This window comes from Caballeronia glathei (assembly GCF_000698595.1).
Taxonomy (GTDB): domain Bacteria; phylum Pseudomonadota; class Gammaproteobacteria; order Burkholderiales; family Burkholderiaceae; genus Caballeronia; species Caballeronia glathei.
Genome location: NZ_JFHC01000030.1, coordinates 52,641 through 73,626, shown reverse-complemented (window position 1 = coordinate 73,626; position 20,986 = coordinate 52,641). Strand labels below are relative to the sequence as shown.

Annotated in this window: 17 protein-coding genes and 1 tRNA gene; 5 read left to right on the top strand and 13 right to left on the bottom strand. The window is 64.4% G+C overall.

Features of this window, described 5'->3' with window-relative positions; genetic code table 11:
* Positions 1-98: 98 nt before the first annotated feature.
* Entirely contained in the window at positions 99-1,346 is a 1,248-nt protein-coding gene (frc, locus tag BG61_RS19415) for a formyl-CoA transferase (protein ID WP_035931246.1), read from the bottom strand.
* A gap of 447 nt (positions 1,347-1,793) precedes the next feature.
* Here frc and sucC point away from each other — a divergent pair, with 447 nt between their 5' ends.
* Complete coding sequence (sucC, locus tag BG61_RS19410) at positions 1,794-2,993, top strand: ADP-forming succinate--CoA ligase subunit beta (protein WP_035931247.1); 1,200 nt, start codon at positions 1,794-1,796, stop codon at positions 2,991-2,993.
* A gap of 12 nt (positions 2,994-3,005) precedes the next feature.
* Complete coding sequence (gene sucD, locus BG61_RS19405) at positions 3,006-3,878, top strand: succinate--CoA ligase subunit alpha (RefSeq protein WP_035931250.1); 873 nt, start codon at positions 3,006-3,008, stop codon at positions 3,876-3,878.
* Positions 3,879-3,992: 114 nt separating this feature from the next.
* Here sucD and BG61_RS19400 read toward each other — a convergent pair whose 3' ends face one another.
* From BG61_RS19400 to oxlT, 5 genes are all read right to left on the bottom strand, one after another.
* Complete coding sequence (locus BG61_RS19400) at positions 3,993-4,724, bottom strand: GntR family transcriptional regulator (protein ID WP_035931251.1); 732 nt, start codon at positions 4,722-4,724, stop codon at positions 3,993-3,995.
* On the bottom strand, positions 4,714-4,935 hold the full coding sequence (locus tag BG61_RS19395) for a hypothetical protein (protein ID WP_051672653.1): 222 nt from the start codon (positions 4,933-4,935) through the stop codon (positions 4,714-4,716). The genes BG61_RS19400 and BG61_RS19395 overlap by 11 nt, the downstream gene beginning before the upstream one ends.
* A gap of 113 nt (positions 4,936-5,048) precedes the next feature.
* Positions 5,049-6,062, bottom strand: a complete 1,014-nt coding sequence (locus BG61_RS19390) for a 2-dehydropantoate 2-reductase (protein ID WP_035931253.1) — start codon at positions 6,060-6,062, stop codon at positions 5,049-5,051.
* Positions 6,063-6,521: 459 nt separating this feature from the next.
* On the bottom strand, positions 6,522-7,478 hold the full coding sequence (locus BG61_RS19385) for a LysR substrate-binding domain-containing protein (protein WP_051672652.1): 957 nt from the start codon (positions 7,476-7,478) through the stop codon (positions 6,522-6,524).
* Between the two features lie 11 nt (positions 7,479-7,489).
* Positions 7,490-8,839 (bottom strand): oxalate/formate MFS antiporter, encoded by a 1,350-nt coding sequence (gene oxlT, locus BG61_RS19380; protein WP_035931254.1) that lies wholly within the window; start codon positions 8,837-8,839, stop codon positions 7,490-7,492.
* Positions 8,840-9,281: 442 nt separating this feature from the next.
* Between oxlT and BG61_RS19375 the strand changes: the two genes are divergently transcribed.
* Positions 9,282-10,226 carry a LysR family transcriptional regulator gene (locus tag BG61_RS19375; RefSeq protein WP_035931255.1) on the top strand — a complete coding sequence of 315 codons (945 nt, stop codon included), beginning with the start codon at positions 9,282-9,284 and terminating at the stop codon, positions 10,224-10,226.
* Between the two features lie 98 nt (positions 10,227-10,324).
* Positions 10,325-10,663 carry a hypothetical protein gene (locus tag BG61_RS19370; RefSeq protein WP_035931257.1) on the top strand — a complete coding sequence of 113 codons (339 nt, stop codon included), beginning with the start codon at positions 10,325-10,327 and terminating at the stop codon, positions 10,661-10,663.
* 77 nt (positions 10,664-10,740) lie between these two features.
* Here BG61_RS19370 and BG61_RS19365 read toward each other — a convergent pair whose 3' ends face one another.
* Both BG61_RS19365 and BG61_RS19360 read right to left on the bottom strand, forming a co-directional pair.
* Entirely contained in the window at positions 10,741-12,192 is a 1,452-nt protein-coding gene (locus tag BG61_RS19365) for an aldehyde dehydrogenase family protein (protein WP_035931258.1), read from the bottom strand.
* 222 nt (positions 12,193-12,414) lie between these two features.
* The gene (locus BG61_RS19360) at positions 12,415-13,224 is read right to left on the bottom strand and encodes a carboxymuconolactone decarboxylase family protein (protein WP_232256150.1); all 810 of its coding nucleotides are present in this window, start codon (positions 13,222-13,224) and stop codon (positions 12,415-12,417) included.
* Between BG61_RS19360 and BG61_RS39330 the strand changes: the two genes are divergently transcribed.
* A complete protein-coding gene (locus BG61_RS39330) occupies positions 13,223-14,290 on the top strand; it encodes a LysR family transcriptional regulator (RefSeq protein WP_325099849.1) in 1,068 nt (355 codons plus the stop codon). The two genes, BG61_RS19360 and BG61_RS39330, sit on opposite strands and share 2 nt — an antisense overlap.
* Here BG61_RS39330 and BG61_RS19350 read toward each other — a convergent pair.
* From BG61_RS19350 to BG61_RS19330, 5 genes are all read right to left on the bottom strand, one after another.
* A tRNA-Ile gene (locus tag BG61_RS19350) sits at positions 14,247-14,323 on the bottom strand. The two genes, BG61_RS39330 and BG61_RS19350, sit on opposite strands and share 44 nt — an antisense overlap.
* Before the next feature lie 121 nt (positions 14,324-14,444).
* The gene (gene rpoD / locus BG61_RS19345) at positions 14,445-16,490 is read right to left on the bottom strand and encodes an RNA polymerase sigma factor RpoD (protein ID WP_035931261.1); all 2,046 of its coding nucleotides are present in this window, start codon (positions 16,488-16,490) and stop codon (positions 14,445-14,447) included.
* Positions 16,491-17,102: 612 nt separating this feature from the next.
* Positions 17,103-18,977, bottom strand: coding sequence for a DNA primase (gene dnaG / locus BG61_RS19340; protein WP_035931263.1), 1,875 nt, complete (start codon positions 18,975-18,977; stop codon positions 17,103-17,105).
* 12 nt (positions 18,978-18,989) lie between these two features.
* Positions 18,990-19,436: a GatB/YqeY domain-containing protein gene (locus tag BG61_RS19335; protein ID WP_035931265.1), complete on the bottom strand. Its 447-nt coding sequence runs from the start codon at positions 19,434-19,436 to the stop codon at positions 18,990-18,992.
* A 297-nt stretch (positions 19,437-19,733) separates the two neighbouring features.
* Positions 19,734-20,960, bottom strand: a complete 1,227-nt coding sequence (locus tag BG61_RS19330; protein ID WP_035931266.1) for a BaiN/RdsA family NAD(P)/FAD-dependent oxidoreductase — start codon at positions 20,958-20,960, stop codon at positions 19,734-19,736.
* Positions 20,961-20,986: the final 26 nt, after the last annotated feature.

The following is a 20,986-nucleotide window of genomic DNA, read 5'->3' as shown; positions in this document are numbered from 1 at the left end:
GGCCATGCGCGAGACGGACCGGCGTGCGATCAGGCCGGTGCGTCCGCGCCCACTTGCTTGCGTGTACTTCGCGCCCGAAACCGCGCGGCGGGTAGCGGCTAGATCGCGCCGAGGCTCCTGAGCGTCGCGATCTGGTCGGCGTTGTAGCCGAGTTCCGCCATCACTTCGTCGGTGTGTTCGCCGAGGAGCGGCGAGCGGGTCACTTCGGTCGGGCTGTCGGAGAGCTTGATCGGATTGCCGACGGTCAGGTACTTGCCGCGCACCGGATGATCCACTTCGACGATCGTGCCGGTCTTGCGCAGCGACTCGTCCTCGGCGATTTCCTTCATCGAGAGAATCGGGCCGCACGGAATGTCGTGCTTGTTGAGAATGTCCATCACCTGGAACTTGGTCTTCGACATCGTCCAGCGCTCGATTTCCGCGAAAATGTCCTTCAGGTGCGGCAGGCGCGCGGCGGGCGTCTTGTAGTCCGGGTGGTCGATCCACTCTTCCCTGCCGATCACCTTGCAGATTTCGCCCCACACGGGCGCCTGCGTGATGAAGTAGATGTACGCGTTCGGATCGGTTTCCCAGCCCTTGCATTTCAGGATCCAGCCCGGCTGGCCGCCGCCCGATGCATTGCCGGCGCGCGGCACGGCGTCGCCGAACGTGCCGTTCGGGTATTGCGGATATTCCTTCATGACGCCGGTGCGCTCGAGGCGCTGCTGGTCGCGCAGCTTCACGCGGCACAGGTTCAGCACGCCGTCCTGCATCGCGGCGAGCACCTTCTGGCCGCGGCCGGTCGTCTTGCGCTGATAGAGCGCCGCGACGATGCCGAGCGCGAGATGCAGCCCCGTGCCGGAGTCGCCGATCTGCGCGCCGGACACGACCGGCGGGCCGTCGTCGAAACCGGTCGTCGATGCCGCGCCGCCCACGCACTGCGCGACGTTCTCGTAGACCTTGCAGTCCTCGTACGGGCCCGCGCCGAAGCCCTTGACGGAGGCGACGATCATCGACGGGTTCAGCTCCTGGATGCGTTCCCACGTGAAGCCCATGCGGTCGAGCGCGCCGGGCGCGAAGTTCTCGACGAGCACGTCGCACTTCTTCACCAGCGACTCGAGAACCTTCTTGCCTTCAGGATTCTTGGTGTCGATCGTGATCGAGCGCTTGTTGTGGTTGAGCATCGTGAAGTAGAGGCTGTCGGCCTCCGGAATATCGCGCAGCTGCTCCCGCGTGATATCGCCCGACCCGGCGCGCTCCACCTTGATGACATCCGCGCCGAACCACGCGAGCAGCTGCGTGCAGGTCGGACCCGACTGAACGTGCGTGAAATCGAGGATGCGCACTCCATCCAGTGCTTTGCTCATTGCTGTCTCCCATGCTCTTCAATGACTAATTATTTGTACGTCGTCCACGGCGCGATTCGCGGCACGAGGACAGCCGGATCGATCCGAAGGCTGTATGTAAGTAAGGCGCCCTGTGCGTGATAGCGCCCGGTTGCTGTGATATACAATATTCCACACACAGTATTAGTCAAGCGTATTCGAAATCTCGGAAACCCTGTATTGCACTGCAGCATGCCCCCACGGCGTTCGTGAACAGCCTTCCACGACCGATAATGCTGCACCGCAAACAAGCTAAAAGTGCGGGTATCACCACACATCCCCAGCTAAACATCCGCTTAATTCTCCAACTCGGCGGTAGTCCGGAAACGACTATTGTTCTCCGTGAAATGTGATATATCATATTTCAGCGCGTAGTTTGGAGGATGTCAACGACTGCGCGCTCATTCCCATCAGAGGACAGGAGACGCAATGAACATCCACGAATATCAGGCGAAGGCGCTGCTGCGAAAGTACGGCGTTGCCGTGCCCCAGGGCCGGGTCGCGTTTTCGGCGCAGGAAGCGACGGACGCGGCCAGGGCGCTCGGCGGCGCCGTATGGGTCGTGAAGTCGCAGATCCACGCGGGAGGGCGCGGCGCCGGGCGCTTCACCAACGACCCCGACGGCAAGGGCGGCGTGCGGGTCGTGAAATCGGTCGAGGACGTCGGCGCGAACGCGCAGAAGATGCTGTCGTCGGTGCTGGTCACGAAGCAGACCGGGCCGGCGGGAAAGGAAGTGAAGCGCCTCTATGTCGAAGAAGGATGCGACATTGCGCGCGAGCTGTATCTCGGCATGCTCGTCGATCGCGCGACCTCGCGCATCACGATCATGGCGTCCACCGAGGGCGGCATGGAGATCGAGGAGGTCGCGCATCACTCGCCTGAGAAAATTCTCAAGGTCGCGATCGATCCGGCCACGGGCCTGCAGCCGTTTCACACGCGCGAGGTCGCGTTCGGGCTCGGGCTGACCGGCAGGCAGGTCGGCGCGGCGTCGAAGTTCATCGGCGCGCTGTATCAGGCGTTCGTCGACCTGGATGCGTCGATCGTCGAAGTGAATCCGCTCGTCGTGACGCGCGCGGGCGACGTGATCGCACTCGACGCCAAGCTCAATTTCGACGACAACGCCCTCTTCCGGCATCCCGACATCGAGGCGCTGCGCGACGAGGACGAGGAAGATCCCGCCGAAATCGAGGCGGCGAAACACGGCCTGAACTACGTGAAGCTCGACGGCAACATCGGCTGCATGGTGAACGGCGCGGGCCTCGCGATGGCAACCATGGACATCATCAAGCTCTATGGCGGCGAACCGGCCAATTTCCTCGACGTCGGCGGCGGCGCGACGCAGGAGCGCGTCTCGACGGCGTTCAAGCTGATCCTGCGCGATCCGAAAGTCGAAGGGATTCTGGTCAACATCTTCGGCGGCATCATGCGCTGCGACGTGATCGCGCAGGGCGTGGTCGCGGCCGCGCGCGAAGTGGACCTGCACGTGCCGCTCGTCGTGCGCCTCGCCGGCACGAACGTGGACGCCGGCCGCGAAATCCTGCGCACCTCCGGCCTCACGATCATTCCCGCCGACAACCTCGCCGATGCCGCCGACAAGATCGTCGGCGCCGTCGCCGCCGCACGCCACTGAAAGGATCGCACCATGAGCGTATTGATCGACAAGAACACCAAGGTGATCTGCCAGGGCTTCACCGGTGCGCAGGGCACGTTCCACTCCGAGCAGGCGATCGCCTACGGCACGAAGATGGTCGGCGGCGTAACGCCAGGCAAGGGCGGCACGACGCATCTCGATTTGCCGGTATTCGACACCGTCGCGGATGCCGTCTCGAAAACGGGCGCCGATGCGTCCGTGATCTACGTGCCGCCGCCGTTCGCCGCCGATGCGATTCTCGAAGCCATCGACGCCGAAGTGCCGTTCATCGTCTGCATCACGGAGGGCATTCCGGTGCTCGACATGCTGCGCGTGAAGCGTGCGCTCGCCGGGTCGGCGAGCCGGCTCGTCGGGCCGAACTGCCCGGGCGTCATCACGCCGGGCGAATGCAAGATCGGCATCATGCCGGGGCATATCCACCAGCCGGGGAAGATCGGCGTGGTGTCGCGCTCGGGCACCCTCACCTATGAAGCGGTCGCGCAGACGACGGCCGCCGGGCTCGGCCAGACGACCTGCGTCGGCATCGGCGGCGATCCGGTGAACGGGACGAATTTCATCGATTGCCTCGAACTGTTCCTCGCCGACGACGCCACCGAAGGCATCATCATGATCGGCGAGATCGGCGGGTCGGCGGAGGAAGAAGCGGCGCAGTTTCTCAGGGACGCGCGCACGAAAAAGCCGGTGGTCGGGTTCATCGCGGGAACGACGGCGCCGCCCGGGCGCCGCATGGGCCACGCGGGCGCGATCATTTCGGGCGGGTCGGGCACCGCGAGCGCGAAGATCGACGCGATGAAGGCGGCGGGCATCCATGTCGCGGATTCGCCGGCGGCGCTCGGGGAAACGATGCTGCGGGCGATGCGCTGACGCGCGGCGCGCACGCGCAAACGCGCAAACAAAAGGCCGCCCGGCGATCACGCCGGGCGGCCTCCACTCATGACTATCATGACTCTCCGCGGAAACCGGGAAGCGGCTGCGGTGTCAATCCAGAAAGTCGCAGTTCGCCTCGACGAACGCGGCCAGGTCGAGCGAATGCTGCCTGACGAGCCGTTCGACCAGTTCCGTGTCGCGCTTCTCCAGCGCTTCGATGATGTTCATGTGGTCGACGATCGAGCGCGAGGCGCGGTCGCTCTGCGAGATCGTCATCTTCCGGATCGCGCGCACGTGCACGAAGATGTTCTTGATGGTGTCGAAAATGATCTGCGACTTGGCGAGCTGAACGATCGCCTGATGAAACGCGATGTTCGCCTCCGAGTACTCGTCGATATGTTCCGCCGGCGTGCTGTCGCGGAAGCTGTCGAACATGTGGCGCAACTGGGCGATTTCCTCGTCGCTTGCGCGCTGCGTGGCAAGGCGCGCGGCCATGCTCTCGAGCGCCGCCCACATGTGGATCATTTCGACGATTTCACGCTTCGTCTTGCGCAATATGTATACGCCCCGCCGCGGCACCGTGCGGAGGAACCCCTCCTGCTCGAGCAGCGTCATCGCTTCGCGAATCGGCGTGCGGCTTACGCCGAGCGCCTCGGTCAGTTCCTTTTCGTCGAGCCGGATCTCTTCGCGCGAGCGATAGATATCCGCTTCGGCGATAGCCTGCCGCAGTTTCGCGTACGCCTGGTCGCGCAGCGAAACCGTGGCATTGATCGGCTCCAGCGAAAGCGTCAGCCCGTTCGGACGGACGTCGGGTCTATCTACAGATTGAGTATCAGATGGCATTGATCGCTTGATTTCCCAAGTTCGGCCGGCCGGCGCTTACTTGCTTGCCCGAACCGCCGTTCTGATCGTCCGCCGCCAGACCGGCAAACCGACCATGTTCCTGTGCGCGCTGCAGCATGGGCTGCGGCACTGCCGATGCAATCATAAACGTAACGCTCACACCAGTGGCCACCAACGCGATACCAAAAACAATCAACATTGCGATGCTCATTTGAAGACTCCGGGTAAGTACCTAAGAGACTCCAGTATATGTTGCGTCGCAGCAGGACGCAACATATTTTGCATCTTGTATATCAGAAACCACAGCGGCGGCTTAATTCCAGTTTAGGCCGCTTTTTGCGTTTCCGTCAGGGGTCGAGGCTGGGCCGTTCCCTGGTTGACGGCCTCGCGCAGCTTGATCAATGCGAGGACCGCATCGATCATCGGGGTGTCGACTTTGACCAGCCGGCCGATCTCCTGCACGACGCTCATCAGCGGATCGATCTCCATCGGGCGGCCGGCTTCGCAGTCCATCAGCATCGAGGTCTTGTGCGCCCCCACCGCGCCCGCGCCGTTGATGCGCTTTTCCACGTCGACGCGGAAATTCACGCCGATCTTGTCGCCGATGTCCTTCGCCTCCAGCATCATCGCCTTCGACAGCGCGCGGGTGCCCGGATCGCTCGTGAGCACGTCGAGCGTGGCGTGCGTGAGCGCGCTGATCGGGTTGAAGCACAGGTTGCCCCACAGCTTCAGCCAGATTTCGTCGCGGATATTCTCGCGCATCGGTGCTTCCATGTCGGCGGCGGCCATGATGTCGTGGAACGCCTGCAGGCGCGGCGTGATCTTGCCGTTCGGCTCGCCGATCGGAAACTTCTTGCCGTAGACGTGCTTGATCACGCCCGGTTCCGAGATCTCGGCCGCGGGCAGCAGCACGCAGCCGATCGCGCGCTCCGGTCCGAGCACGTTCCACTGCTTGCCGCCCGGATCGACGCTTTGCAGCGTCGTGCCGGCGAACTCGCCGCCGTGCTCGTGGAAATACCAGTAAGGCAGGCCGTTGACCGCGGTGACCACGGCCGTGTCGGGACCGAGGAGCGGCGGCATCAGATCGACCACGCCCGGCACCGAGTGCGCCTTCAGCGCGATGATCACGTAGTCCTGCGGCCCGAGCTCCGCCGGGTTGTTGGTACAGCGCACCTTGACGGTGTGTTCCTCGCCGTCGACTTGCAGGCGCACGCCGTTTGCCTGCATCGCCGCGAGATGCGGCCCGCGCGCGACGAAGCTCACCTCCGCTCCCGCCCGCGCCAGTTGCGCGCCCATGTACCCGCCGATTGCTCCAGCGCCATATACGCAGATCTTCATGCTCGTCTCCTAAGGGTGTTTATAGCCGTCTGATATACAACATACTACATTCCGTATTGCCGTAGAACAAGGTGAAATGTGGTCCCGGAAACGCCGATTTTCGGGGTCCGCGGCGGGCCGCGAATTAAGGAAAATCTCGCTTCAATCCGTTGCTGCGCGCGGTGCGCGCGCGTTGTCCCACGCGGGTTTCGCGCGGGTCGGGTCGGTCAGGAGGGTGTTCGTTGCACGGTGCGCGCGGCGGGTAAAAGCCGCTCACCGGGAGCCGTCGGCGTCCGGACCTGGGCGTGTCCGGATGCGGCGGATTTCGCTATGAGAAATCGAATCGCACGTTGTTGCGATGAGCGCGGCGCGGGGGAAAATCGGACCTTCGGGGAAGGTCCGCGCGCCTTGCCGGAACGGTGCGGATGAGAAACCGCGGGAACTACAGGACCTGCAGAAACGACAGGGCCAAAGGAAACATCAGGCTTCGACGGCCTGAGGCGCGCTCTTGCGCAAATCAGCCGACGACGCGACAAAGTGCGCCCACACGCTCGCCGCACCCGGCCGCAGCGCGCGGCTGCGGCGCCGCACGAGCATGACCGTGCGGGCGACATCCGGTGCAAGCGCGACCGGCCGCACGCGCGATCCGGCGGCGGCACACGCATGCATCGGCATCACGCCGATGCCGAGCCCGGCCTCCACCATCTGCGACACCGCCGGCGCCTGCGCGAGCCGTTGCCGCGTCGCACCGGCGACGTCGTACATTGCGAGCGCCCGGTCGATAGCCGCGTGGCTGCTGGTGTCGTCGTCGAGAACGAGGAGCGTCGCGCCGCGCAGCTCGTGCCAGCGCACACTCGCGCGCGCCGCAAACGGATGCCCCGCGGGCACCGCCGCGCACAGCGAATCGGTGAAAAGCGGCTCGGCGACCAGCTCGTCCAGGTTCTCCGGCCCGATCACGATGCCCACGTCCACCTCGCCCGAGCGCACCAGTTGCAGCACGGCGCTCTGCGGCTTGTCGACCAGCGCAACCGAAATATCGGGATAGATCGCCCGGCACGACGCGAGGAGCGCCGGCAGCACGCTTGCGGTCAGGCTCGAACTGCTCGCGAGCTGCACGATGCCGGGCTCGCTGCCGTCGCCGGGGCGCGGCCGCAGCGTCGCCTCCAGTTCCTCGACGAGCGGCGCCACCCGCGCGAGCAGCTTGCGGCCGGTGTCGGTGAGCGCGACCTGGCGCGTGGTGCGATCGAAGAGCCGCAGCTCGAGTTCGTCTTCGAGTTCCCGGATGCTGCGGCTCACCGCGGACTGCGTGACGCCGAATTCGTCGCCCGCCCGCGTGAAGCTGCGGTGCCGTGCGAGCGTGACGAACAGTCTCAACTGATGCAGCGAAACGCTCAATGCCTTGCTGACATGCGCTTCCCCGGCCGAACAATCGCGCATGTCATGCCCTCTCATTGTGCGGAAGAATTGCGCGTCGCTTCGGGCCAGCCGCTCGACTGATACGAGGCGTCGATCGAGCCCGACGATTGCGCAACGGAATTTTCGATCCAGCGTTTTCTCATCGGCGCGAGGACGAACTTCGCGCACAGCCCCGCCGCGATCGAAATGACGGCAGCCGTGATGAACACCGCGTTCCACGAGCCGATCGCGGACAGCACCGAGGCGAGCGGCACCAGCATCGACGCCGTTCCCTTCGCCGTGTACAGCGTGCCGGCGTTCGCCGCCGCGTACTTGCCGCCGAACGTGTCGGCGCAGGTCGCCGGGAAGATCGAGAAGATCTCGCCCCAGCAGAGGAAGGTCATCGCCGCGAAGAACATGAAGAGATACGGGTTGTGGCCGAACTCCATCAGGCCCAGCAGCGCGACGCCCTCGCCGAGAAAGATGATGAACATCGTGTTCTCGCGGCCGATCTTGTCCGAGACGAAGCCGCAGAGCGGCCGCGTGAAGCCGTTGCACAGGTTGTCGATGGACAGCGCCATCGTGAGCAGCGGCAGCGTCACGCCGAGCAGGTTGATCGGCATCTTCGCGAAGCCGTACTCCTTCGCGATCGGCCCGAGCTGCGCCGTGGCGATCACGCCGCCCGCCGCGACGAACACGAACATCAGGTACATCACCCAGAAGAGCGGCGAGCGCACCATCTGCCCGGTCGTGTAGTCGACCTTCGTCGCGAACACGCGTTTCGCGGCGCCCGCGCTCACCGGCGGCTTCGGACGCACGAGCATCAGCGCGAGCAGGAAGATGCAGACGCCCTGGAAGATGCCGAAGAACATGAACGCGTGCTCGTAGCCCGAGCTCTGGATCATGTTGGAAATCGGAATCACGGTGACGGCCGCGCCCGCGCCGAAGCCCGCGGCCGTCAGGCCCGCCGCGAGGCCGCGCTTGTCCGGAAACCACTTGAGCGCCGTGCCGACGCACGTGCCGTAGACACAGCCCGCGCCGACGCCCGCGATCACCGCGGCGATATAGAGATGGACGAGGCTCGTGGCGTGAGCGTCGATGACCCAGCCGAGCGCGGCGCAGATCGAGCCGCCGATCACGACGGGCCGCGGGCCGAACTTGTCGACGAGCCAGCCTTCGACGGGAACCAGCCATGTTTCGGTGACGATGAATATGGTGAACGCGGTCTGGATCGCCGCCTGACCCCAGTGGTGCTTCGCATCCATTGGTACGACGAATAGCGTCCACGCGTACTGCAGATTGGCGACGAGCCCCATGCAGATGATGCCGATCGCCAGTTGAATCCAGCGGTTGTGGTGACGGCCGAGCGGATGCCCGGGCGCGACCGTGCCTGCGTTTGCCATGTCTGTCTCCGTTTTTCAGTTTTCAGCGCTCGTGCGGCGCTTGTGGCACTGCAAAATCACCGGCGCATTGTGCCGGTGCATAAAAGGTCGGTCTGTCAGGGAAAATGCTCAAGCCACGCGGCGCGGGCAGGCGGCCGCAAGGCAGATGGGGCGAAAGAGATCAACCGGTTGCGAACATCCGCGGATGGCGATCGAAGGATCATTGTCAGGCGAGTCCCAAGGTCCGAAGAAACCCGGAGGTGATGCCGTTTTTCTTCACTGCTTGCACCGCGCGTGGCCGGCGCTCATGGGCGAGCGTGACCGAAAACGGCGATGAACCATGTGCGGCTTACTACAAACGCCGGACGTGAAAGCATCGTGGGGGAGAAAAACGATTAAGGAAAGTTAGAAAAAATTATTGTATAAGTTAGCTATCGTGAATGGATGGAGGACGTTTGCCGTGATGCGCAATGCCACGCTGCGACAGTTGAAGATCTTCGAAACTGTCGCCCGCCGCCTCAGTTTCTCGCGCGCAGCCGAGGAACTGTACCTCACGCAGCCCGCGGTTTCGACGCAGGTGAAGCAACTGGAGGAACACGCGGGGCTCCCGCTTTTCGAGCAGCTCGGCAAGAAAATCTACCTGACGCCGGCCGGCGACGAGATGCTGCATTACAGCCGCGCCATCCTCGAGCAGTTCCGCGAAGCCGACGACGCCATGGCGCGCCTGAAAGGCATTTCCGGCGGCACGCTCAACGTCGCGGTGATCAGCGCGGGCGACTACTTCTTCCCGCGTCTGCTCGCCGCCTTCACGAAGCGCAATTCGGACGTCCGCCTGAACCTTGCGGTGCACAACCGCGAGGAACTGCTGCACCAGCTGACCGACAATCTCACCGATCTCGCCGTGATGGTCCGTCCCCCAAAGGACATGGACACCGAGAACATCTCCTTCGCGCCGCATCCCTACGTGATCGTGGCGCCGCCGGATCATCCGCTCGTCGGCAAAAAGGACATTCCGCTGGAGTCGCTCGCGGGCGAGCCGTTCATCGTCCGCGAAAAGGGCTCGGACACGTGGAACTCGATGGAGGAAGGCTTCGCCGGGCGGCTGCCCAACCTGAACGTCGCGATGGAGATCACCAGCACCGAAACGATCAAGCAGGCGGTGATCGCGGGCATGGGCATCAGCTTTCTCTCCGCGCACACCATCAGCATGGAACTGCAGGTCGGCAAGCTGGCCGTGCTCGATATCGCGGGCTTTCCCGTGATGCTCAGCTGGTTCCTCGTCCACCGGAACAACAAGCGGCTGCCGCCCGTCGCGGTGGCGTTCAAGGAATTCCTGATCGAAGAAGGCGCGGCGCAGATCGAAGCGATCACCCACATCGGCGCGGAGACGGGCAAGCCAAACATATAAATCTTTCTCTATAATAAGTCGAAAAAACTTTAACTATCCTATATGGGTCGATTTTCCTATCCTGTTTTCAAGCCCCCACGGCCATCCAGGAGACGGACATGACCCACGCAACTCACAGCGACGACCGCGAAGTGCAGGCACAACTGTGCGCTTACAACAGCGCATTCGAAGAACTCGATCTGATGTTCCGCTGGGACACGGACACGTATCGTTCGCTGGCTTCGGCCGACAGCGACTACGGAAGAATCGCGCAATACATCGAAACGCATTGCCCGCATCTGTTGAAGGCGTACAGCGCCGAATTCCTCTGCCAGGCGATCGTCGACAAGAAGAACGCCGCAATGGAAGCGTGCCGCGCCAACACCGTGCAATACGTCGACAGCACGCGCCGCGCACGCCTCTGGCGCGCACGTCACGAAAACGCCGCGCACGCCTGAACACACGCGACGCGGCACAAAAGGGCGGCCCGGGTTTCCCGGCCGCCCTTTTTCGTTGCTGCTCGCTTCGCTTCACTTCAGGGCGTGAGCGACACCCAGACGCTCTTCGGCTCCGTGAAGTTCTGGATCGCGACGTCGCCATGCTCGCGGCCGAAGCCCGAGTCGCCCGAGCCGCCCCATGGCAGGCGCACGTCGGTATAGCCGTACGTGTTCACCCACACCGTGCCCGCGCGCAATTCCGATGCCATGCGGTGCACCCGCCCGATGTCCGCGCTCCACACACCCGCCGCCAGGCTGTAGGCCGTGCCGTTGGCGATGCGCAGCGCGTCAGCTTCGTCGTCGAACGGAATCACGCTCGCCACCGGGCCGAAGATTTCCTCCTGGGAAATGCGCATCTCGTGCTCGACGTTCGCGAACACCGTCGGTTCAACGAAAAACCCGCGGTCGCCCACGCGCCGCCCGCCCGTGACGAGCGACGCGCCCTCGCCCTTGCCGATGTCGACGTAATCGAGCACCGTCTTCATCTGCCTGGCGGAAATCAGCGGCCCCATCGCGGTTTCGCGCTGCGACGGGTCGCCGAGCTTGATCGCCTGCGCGCGCTGCGCCAGCAATTCGACCGCCTGGTCGTACACCTCGCGCTGCACCAGCACGCGCGAGCCCGCCGAGCAGACCTGGCCCGCGTTGAAGAAGATGCCGGACGCGGTGGCGCGCACGGCGTTGTCGAGATTGGCGTCGGCGAAAATCACGTTGGCCGATTTGCCGCCAAGCTCCAGCGTCACGCGCTTGAAGTTGCCCGCCGCGCCTTGCAGGATGCCGCGCCCGACCGACGGCGAGCCGGTGAACGTCACCTTGTCGATGCCCGGATGCGCAACGAGCGCATCGCCGACAACCGAGCCCTTGCCCGTCACGATGTTCAGCACGCCCGGCGGCACGCCCGCTTCGAGCGCGAGCCGCCCGATCATTAGCGCCGAGAGCGGCGTGATCTCCGCGGGCTTGACGATCAGCGTGCAGCCGCACGCGAGCGCGGGCGCGATCTTCCACATGCCGATCATCAGCGGAAAATTCCAGGGCACGATCGCCGCGACCACGCCGACCGGCTCGCGCACTGTATACGTGAGCGCATCGGGGCGCGCGGGCACGACCTGGCCGTTGATCTTGTCGCACCAGCCGGCGTAATAGGCGAGCGTATCGATGGCGGCGGGCACGTCCTGCCGCTGCACGCCCGCGATCGGCTTGCCGGCGTCCAGGCTTTCGACGGCGGCGAGTTCGTCCTGATTTGCCCGCAGCAGCTCGGAAAACCGCATCAGGATACGGCCGCGCTCGGCGGCGCGAATCGCGTTCCACGGCTTGAGCGCGCCGCGCGCGACCTGCACCGCGCGGTCGACATCCGCGGACGTCCCCTGCGCTATGCGCGCGATCGGCGCCTCGGTCGCCGGATCGAGATCGACCGAATACTCGCCGCCGCCCGGCGGCACCGATTCGCCCCCGATCAGCAAGTCGTAGCGCTTCAGATCCGTATTGTTTTCCATTGCCCGTCTCCTTTAACGCGATAGATCGCTTTCATGCTGGCGGAGAAGATGCATAAACGATAGCAAAAGGTTTTTATCGTCAGCATAATGCATACGCTATGTCAGACGACGCACACCGGCGCCGGTCCACTCCGCGCACCATGCACTGACTATACGCATCCGCCGTGAAATGTTCAGGCAGCGGGCACGGCGCTTCGGCAAGGCATCTCGATCGCAGCGAATTCAATGCCCGCCGCTCATGCGCTCGTTCGTGACGTCTTTCGCCGCGAGCGCCGCGTTGATCGCGCGGGGAAAACCGGCGTAGGCGGCGATCTGGATCACCGTCTCGACGAGCTGTTCCGTCGTGCCGCCCACGTTCAGGAAGCCGTGCATGTGCACCTTGAGTTGCGGGGTGGCCGTGCCGAGCGCGGCGAGGGCCGCGACGGTAACCAGTTCGCGCGAGACGAGATCGAGGCCCGCTCGCGTGTAGATTTCGCCGAACGCGAACTCGATGACGAAACGACCGAGATCCGGCGCGATGCCGTTCAGCGACTCGATCACGCGCTCGCCCACGGCGCCGTCGATCGCGCGCAGGCAGGCGAGGCCGCGGTCGTAGCGATTGCCGGGCGTCTGCGTCTGCGTCGCGACGGCGCCGGGCGCCACGCCCCGCTCCCCGAACACGTCCTTCGTCACGAGGATGCCGTTCACCGCGGCAGGAAATCCCGCGTAGACGACCAGATGCGTCATCAGCTCGACGATTTCAGCCGGCGTGCAGCCGACATTCAGCGCCCCCGCGACATGAAAGCGCAACTGCGGCTCGAGCCCGCCCATCGCCGCAAGCGCCGCCACGGTGACGAACTGCCGTTGCCGCAGATCGAGCGCGGGCCGCGAGTAGATGTCTCCGTAGACGAATGCGATCGTCATCGTCGCCAGGTCGGGTGCGATGTCGCGCAATGCGCCGATAATCGACGGCTGCTCCGTTGCCTCGACCATGCCGATCTGACGCAGGCCGCGCGTCAGTGCGCTCGTGGGGTTCATCGTGGTGTCGTTCATGCTGGGCCTCGCCGGTTGGTTCAGGGTTGGCTGGCGTCGTGGCCAGCGTCGACGCAACGATAAGTCCGCACGGCGCGCACGCGCCAATTCCTTCGGCGTGATACCTTTTTCGTATCACATCGATCCGAACGCGTTCATGGAACTGTGGCAACTGAGATATTTCGTGGCGGTGGCCGAGGAATCGAGCTTCCGGCGCGCCGCCGAGCGGCTTTCGATCACCCAGCCGCCCCTGACGCGGCAGGTCCAGGCGCTGGAAGAAGTCGTCGGCGCGCGTCTCTTCGACCGCGACCGCGGCGGCGTGGCGCTGACAGCCGCGGGCAGCCACTTCCTCGCTGAAGCGCGCGAGTTGCTGGCAAGCGCCGATGCGATGCTCGCCCGCGTGCGGGAGCGGACGACGCGGCGCGTCGAGTTGCGGCTCGGCATCACGACGGTGCTCGACGCCGCGCTCTTCACGTGGCTCGCACCCGCTCTCGAAAAGCGCGCGCCGGGGCTGCGGCTCGTGCAGAAGCGCCAATACTCGCAGCAGTCGGTGGCCGACATCCGGCGCGGCGCGCTCGATGCCGCGCTGATCGGTCTGCCCTCGGCGACGGCCGACCTCACGGTGCAGCGTCTCTTCGCCGATCCGCTCGTCGCCGCGCTGCCGGAGCGGCATCGCCTGAGCAAGCGCCGCCGGATCTCGCTCCTCGAACTGCGCGATGACCGGCTCTTCTGGCCCGAGCGGCGCCTGAATCCGGCTTACCACGATCACTTCGAGAAACTGTTTCGCGCGCTGCGCTTCGACCCGCAGCGACTGCCGGAGCCCGCGGATCATCATGTGCTGCTGGGGCTGATCGCCGATGCGCAGGGCGTCGCGCTGATTCCCGCATCGCTCAAGACGATTGCGCGGGAAGGTGTGGTGTACCGGCGGCTGAAGGAAGAGCCGGAGCTGAAGATCGAGGTGGCGATCGCGTATGCGCCGCAAGCGGATAACGCCGCGCTCGGGCTGCTGCTGGACGTGCTCAAGACACGCTACGAGGGAAAGCTGGTGGGCCGGGTGGGACTCGAACCCACTATCGGTCGATTATGAGTCGACAGCTTATACCAATTAAGCTTCCGGCCCTTGGGCAGAAAAGGGCAAAAAGAAAGCGCCGGGCGGCGCTTTCTTCGATACATCGGATCATTGCGCTTGCTTCGCGAGGGTTGCGAGTTTGCCTCACAACGCCTCGCAAGACAAGAGCCGGTCAGTTCCCTTCGAGGAACGACTTCAGCTTGTCCGAGCGGCTCGGATGACGCAGCTTGCGCAGCGCCTTCGCTTCGATCTGACGAATCCGCTCACGCGTCACGTCGAACTGCTTGCCGACTTCCTCGAGCGTATGGTCCGTGCTCATCTCGATACCGAAGCGCATGCGCAGCACCTTCGCTTCGCGCGGCGTGAGCGAATCGAGCACGTCCTTCACCACGTCGCGCATGCTGGCGTGCAGCGCGGCGTCGGCCGGGGCGACGGTGTTCGTGTCCTCGATGAAATCGCCGAGATGCGAATCGTCGTCGTCGCCGATCGGCGTTTCCATCGAGATCGGCTCCTTCGCGATCTTCATGATCTTGCGGATCTTGTCTTCCGGCATTTCCATCTTTTCGGCAAGCGTTGCCGGATCCGGCTCGAGGCCAGTTTCCTGCAGGATCTGCCGCGAAATCCGGTTCATCTTGTTGATCGTCTCGATCATGTGAACCGGAATCCGGATGGTGCGCGCCTGGTCGGCAATCGAACGCGTAATCGCCTGGCGAATCCACCACGTCGCGTACGTCGAAAACTTGTAGCCGCGGCGATATTCGAACTTGTCCACCGCCTTCATCAGGCCGATGTTGCCTTCCTGGATCAGGTCGAGGAACTGCAGGCCGCGGTTCGTGTACTTCTTCGCAATCGAAATCACGAGACGCAGGTTTGCTTCCGTCATTTCGCGCTTCGCCTGGCGCGCCTTCAGTTCGCCCGCCGCCATCTGGCGGTTGGTTTCCTTCAGGTCCTTGAGCGGCAGCACGACGCGCGCCTGCAAGTCGAGCAGACGCTGCTGCTGTTCGCGGATCGCCGGAATGTTGCGCTCGAGAATCGCGCTGTACCCGTGGCCTTCCGCGACGACTTTGTCCGACCAGTCGAGATCCGTCTCATTGCCCGGGAAACGGGCAATGAACTCGGCGCGCGGCATGCCGCACTTGTCGACGACCGTGTGCAGGATCTGCCGCTCGACCTGGCGCACTTCATCCACCTGCGCGCGCAGCGTGTCGCACAGGCGCTCGACGGTGCGCGCGGTGAAGCGGATCGACATCAGTTCGGTCTGGATGGCTTCCTGCGCCTTCAGATACGCCTTCGACTTGTAGCCTTCCTTCTCGTAGGCGCGGCGCATCTTGTCGAACCACTCGCTGATCAGCGAGAACTTTTCGAGCGACGCGCGCTTGAGCGCTTCGAGCTGAGCGGCGTTGGCATTTGCCTGGGCGGTGCCTTCGTCCTCTTCTTCCTCGTCGTCGCTCTCTTCTTCCGCCTCGTCCTCTTCCTCGCTTTCGATCGCTTCCGCTTCCTGCTCGGAGAAACCGTCGGCGTCGGCGGCGTTTGGATCGATCAGGCCGTCGACGAGTTCGTCCACGCGCGTCTCTTCGTTCTGCACGCGCTCGGCCATCGCGAGGATGTCCGCGATCGTGGTCGGACAGGCGGAGATCGCCATGACCATGTGCTTCAGGCCGTCCTCGATCCGCTTCGCGATCTCGATTTCGCCTTCGCGCGTGAGCAGCTCGACCGTGCCCATTTCGCGCATGTACATGCGCACCGGGTCGGTCGTGCGGCCGAATTCGGAATCGACGGTCGACAGCGCGACTTCGGCCTCTTCCTCGACTTCGTCGTCGGAGGAGGCGGCGGGTGCGTTGTCGTTCAGGAGCAGCGTTTCCGCGTCGGGCGCCTGCTCGTAGACCGCGACGCCCATGTCGTTGAACGTGCTGATGATCCCTTCGATCGCTTCGGTTTCCGCGAAGTTGTCAGGAAGGTGGTCGTTGATTTCCGCGTACGTGAGGAAGCCGCGCTCCTTGCCGAGCTTGATCAGCGCGCGCAGTTTCGAGCGGCGCTCTTCGAGCTCTTCAGCCGTGCCGGGCGCGGCCGAGGCAAACGCATCCTTCAGCAGCGCCTTTTCCTTCGCGCGGCGGTCACGCGCCTTCACCTTTTCGACCTTGGCCACAGGAGCGGCGACAGGCTCGGGGTTTTGCGTTGCGTCGTCTTCGACGGGTACTTCGTTCAGCTTTTTCGTCATGGAGTTCGCCGTACCGGCTTTAGTCTCGACTCGCGGCTGCTGGACGACAGCCGATGGAACCGTGGATACTGAATTTGCGCGCGCTGCTTCGTCCTGCGTGCCCCCTGGGGTCGTATTGCGGGTCCCGCCCAATCCTGCGATGTCCACCCTCAATAGCAGCCGCTTCCCTTGCGCCCGTCTGTTCGTCTGCGTGCCTGTCTGCCTGTTCCAGCAGCTTTTCCGGCGATCTCGCGGCTTTCACCGCGGTTGCCGGCGCTGTCCTCGCAGCCGATTCAGCCTGCGCGCTCTTCCTGATGCAGGGCGCGGCCCGGGCCCTCGACGCTCCAGGGAGAAAAGCTGACCGACTGTGGGCCACTGCCCGTTTCGGCTCGTCCGAGCCGTGTTGTGTCGCTTCATTCCCGCCAGAAGTCTTCGCCATTGCCTTATTCGCCTGCCGCTCACCGACGTCTACCGACTCGCTGATGCACCTTGTGCTCATTGAACCTCTCATCAGTTTCATGACTGCAGCGCACGCTCCAGCTCATGTTTCAACTCATGCTTCAAATGAGGTACCGCACAGGAAAACAAACCAAAAAACAACTTGCTGAAAACCTTTTATTATAGCACCGGGGTTCAGCTCTCCCGGCTCACTACCCGTGCCGCCTTGATTTGAGCAGCTTTGGCGGATAATTCCGTAAATTCAGCAACTTCCTCCGCCGAAAGCGTCGCCTGGCGCGCCAACTGATCCAGCCGGCTGCGGTAGCTGTCGTGACGCAGCTTCACCACAGTCCCCTGCAATTCTTCCGCGAGCAGCTTCTTCTGCTCGGCTACGCGTTCTGTCGCGCTTTCGTCGGCCGGGTCGCGCAGCAGCAGATCCCGCACATTTTCATCATAGGCGAGAATTTCCTGGAAGATATCCTCGTACGTGGGTGCATTTGCAGCGTTTCTCAACAGGTCCGACAGCATTTGGAACTCGGCGCTCTCGCCCAGCTCGCGTGCATGGCCGATGACCTCGCTGAATAATTCGCCGTGCTCCGTCATGGTCACGAGGGTCTGCTCGCTCTCGTGATCGAGCGCCTGGGCGATGCCCGGGTACATCACGAGATTGCGCAGCGCCCGCTGCTCCTGCCCCGTCACCCGCCTGCGCTCGCTCTTCGGCAGCGCGCTTCTGGCGACCGCCGCCGCGCGTGAATCGATGTCGCACAGCGCGGCGATCTCCGTGAACGGCGTGTCGAGCCGGTCCGCCAGCATGTGTAGGATCTGCACCCGCAGCGCGTTGGCCGGCAGCGCCTGCAACAGGGGCTTCGCGTCGAACAGCGCCTTTGCGCGGCCTTCCGGCTGGTCGAGATCCTTGTCGTTCAGCACCTCGTTCAGCAAAAACTGTGACAGCGGCATCGCCCGGTCGACCTGCTCGCCGAAGCCGTCGGCGCCGAATTCGCGCACGTAGCTGTCCGGATCGTGCTCCTTCGGCAGGAACAGGAAACGGACCGTGCGGTTGTCGGCGGCGTGCGGCAAGGCGGCTTCCAGCGCGCGGCGCGCCGCGCGCCGTCCGGCCGAATCGCCGTCGAAGCTGAACACCACGGTATCCGTCTGGCGAAAGAGCTTCTGGACGTGCACCGGCGTGCAGGCCGTGCCAAGCGTCGCCACGGCGTTCGCAAACCCGAGTTGCGCGAGCGCGACGACATCCATATACCCTTCGACGACGAGCACATACCCCAGTTCGCGAATCGCAAGACGCGCCTCGAAAAGGCCGTAAAGCTCGCTGCCCTTGCTAAATAGCGGCGTTTCCGGGGAATTCAAATACTTCGGCTCGCCGCTGTCGAGCACGCGGCCGCCGAAGCCGATCACGCTGCCTTTCACATTGCGGATGGGGAACATGACGCGCTCGCGGAAGCGGTCGTAGCGGCGCGGCTGGCCCTGCGCGTCGTTCTTCTCGCTGACGATCACGAGGCCGGCTTCGACGAGGTTGTCGTTGCGATAGTCGGGAAAGGCGGTTTCGAGATTCTGCCAGCCATCGGGCGCATAGCCGAGGCCGAAGCGCGCGGCGATTTCCCCCGTCAGGCCGCGCTTCTTGAGGTAGGCGATCGCGTTCGGCGCGCCGCGCAGCTGCTTGCGGTAGAAATCGCAGGCGGTCTGCATGACTTCGGTCAGCGCGACGCTCACCGCCTTGCTCGGCGCGCTCGCGTAGCCGTCGCCCGCGCCCCTGAACGACGACGGCTCCTGCGGCACGGTCAGTCCGACCGACTGCGCAAGTTCCCTGACGGCTTCCGGAAACGTGAGCCCGCTGTGCTCCATCAGGAAGCTGATTGCCGTGCCGTGCGCGCCGCAGCCAAAGCAGTGGTAGAACTGCTTGGTCGGGCTGACCGTGAACGACGGGCTCTTTTCGTTGTGGAACGGGCACAGGCCCATGAAGTTCGCGCCGCCCTTCTTCAACTGGACGAAGCGTCCCACCGTGTCGACGATATCGACGCGGTTGAGCAAATCCTGCAGGAACGCGTGCGGGATCACCGTGAAACGCGCTTACTTCGACAGCGCCGCTTTCACCTGCGCCGACACGGCCGTCATGTCGGCTCGGCCCGCGAGTTTCGGCTTGAGCACGCCCATGACCTTGCCCATGTCCTGCGGACCGGCGGCACCCGTTGCAGCGACGGCGGCCTCAACCTCGGCGGCGATCGCCTCCGCCGACAGCTGCTCCGGCATGTAGGCGGACAGCACCGTCAGCTCGGCGCTCTCCTTCGCGACCAGATCGTCGCGGCCGGCCGTCTGGAACTGGCTGATCGAGTCCTTGCGCTGCTTGATCATCTTGTCGATGACGGCGGTGATGCCCGCGTCGTCGAGCGTCACGCGTTCGTCGACTTCACGCTGCTTGATCGCGGCGAGCAGCAGGCGAATCGTGCCGAGACGCTCCGTTTCGCGTGCGCGCATCGCGGCCTTCATGTCGTCGCTGATCTGGTCCTTGAGGCTCATCGTTCACCCGGTGCAATTGCAAGATTGAGTAGATCCGGCCGGCGGCCGCGCGTCGGACGCCGGGCACGGCGTTCATGAAAGCGCGATCCCGACGGTCAAGGCATCCGCGCGGTTGGCTGCGGCGTTGAGCGGCTCGCCGGCTTGTTTGACGGCGTCATTTTTACCAATGACACCATCGTGACGGTAACTTCTGAGTATAGCAGGTCAAACAGGGCATTTCGAGATTGCGGCGCGCGCCGCAGGCCGTCCCGCCGCCGCGCAAAAGCCTTGTGCCGTCTGGCTTTGCGGGCGACACGCTCAGGCGCGCACGGACATTTCGCGAGCAAATTCGGCGGCCGCCTGCCCCGCCGCGACACCCGATGCCCACGCCCACTGGAAGTTGTAGCCGCCCAGCCATCCGGTAACATCTACCGCCTCGCCGATGAAGTACAGGCCGGGCGTGCGCGCGCTCATCATCGTCGTCGACGACAGTTCGCGCGTGTCCACGCCGCCGCGCGTCACCTCGGCCTTGCGGTAGCCCTCGGTGCCGCTGGGGGTGAGCGTCCAGCGCGACAGCGACTCACCGACCGCCTTGAGTGTCCTGTCGGGGAGATCGGCGAGACGGGCCTCGGGCGGCACGCGCTGCGCTTCCAGCCAGGTGTGCGCGAGCCGCGCCGGAACGTGCTCGGCGAGAAACGTGGCGATCTGCTTCTTCGAGCCGGCTTTCGCGGCGAGCAGCGCTTCGGTTGCGTCGACGCCCGGCAGCAAATCGATCTGGATCGGCTCCGACGGATTCCAGTAGCTCGAAATCTGCAGCACGCCCGGGCCGGACAGCCCGCGGTGGGTGAGCAGCAGGTCTTCGGAAAATTCACCGCGCGCCCGGCCCTTCCCCGTGCTCAGCTCCACCTCCACGGACAGCCCCGACAGCGCCGCGAACGGCGCCCAGTCGCCGGCGGCGAAGGTGAGCGGCACGAGCGCCGGCCGCGTATCGACGAGCCTGTGGCCGAACTGCTTCGCCACGCGATAGCCGAAATCGGTCGCGCCGATCTTCGGGATCGACAGGCCGCCCGTCGCGATCACGAGCGCCGCCGCGCCGATCGTGCCGGCGGTCGTGTCGAGCGCAAAGTGCTCACCGCCGTGGCGGATCGCCTCGACCGTCACCGGACGGCGCCATGCCACCCGGCCGGCGTCGCATTCGCTTTTCAGGACGTCGATGACGGATTCGCTCGAGTCGTCGCAGAACAGCTGGCCCTTGTGCTTCTCGTGCCAGCTCACGCGGTATTGCTTGAGCAGCGCGAGGAAATCGCGCGGCGTGTAGCGCGCGAGCGCGGAGCGGCAGAAATGCGGATTCGCCGACAGAAAGTTCGCCGGTCCCGCATTGATGTTCGTGAAGTTGCAGCGCCCGCCGCCCGAGATGCGGATTTTTTCGGCGAGGCGTTCGGCGTGGTCGATCAGGACGACGCGGCGGCCGCTTTGCCCGGCGACCGCGGCGCACATCATGCCCGCCGCGCCGGCGCCAATGACGGCGATATCGAATGATTCCATGGCGCGCATTGTAACCGGCCCGACCG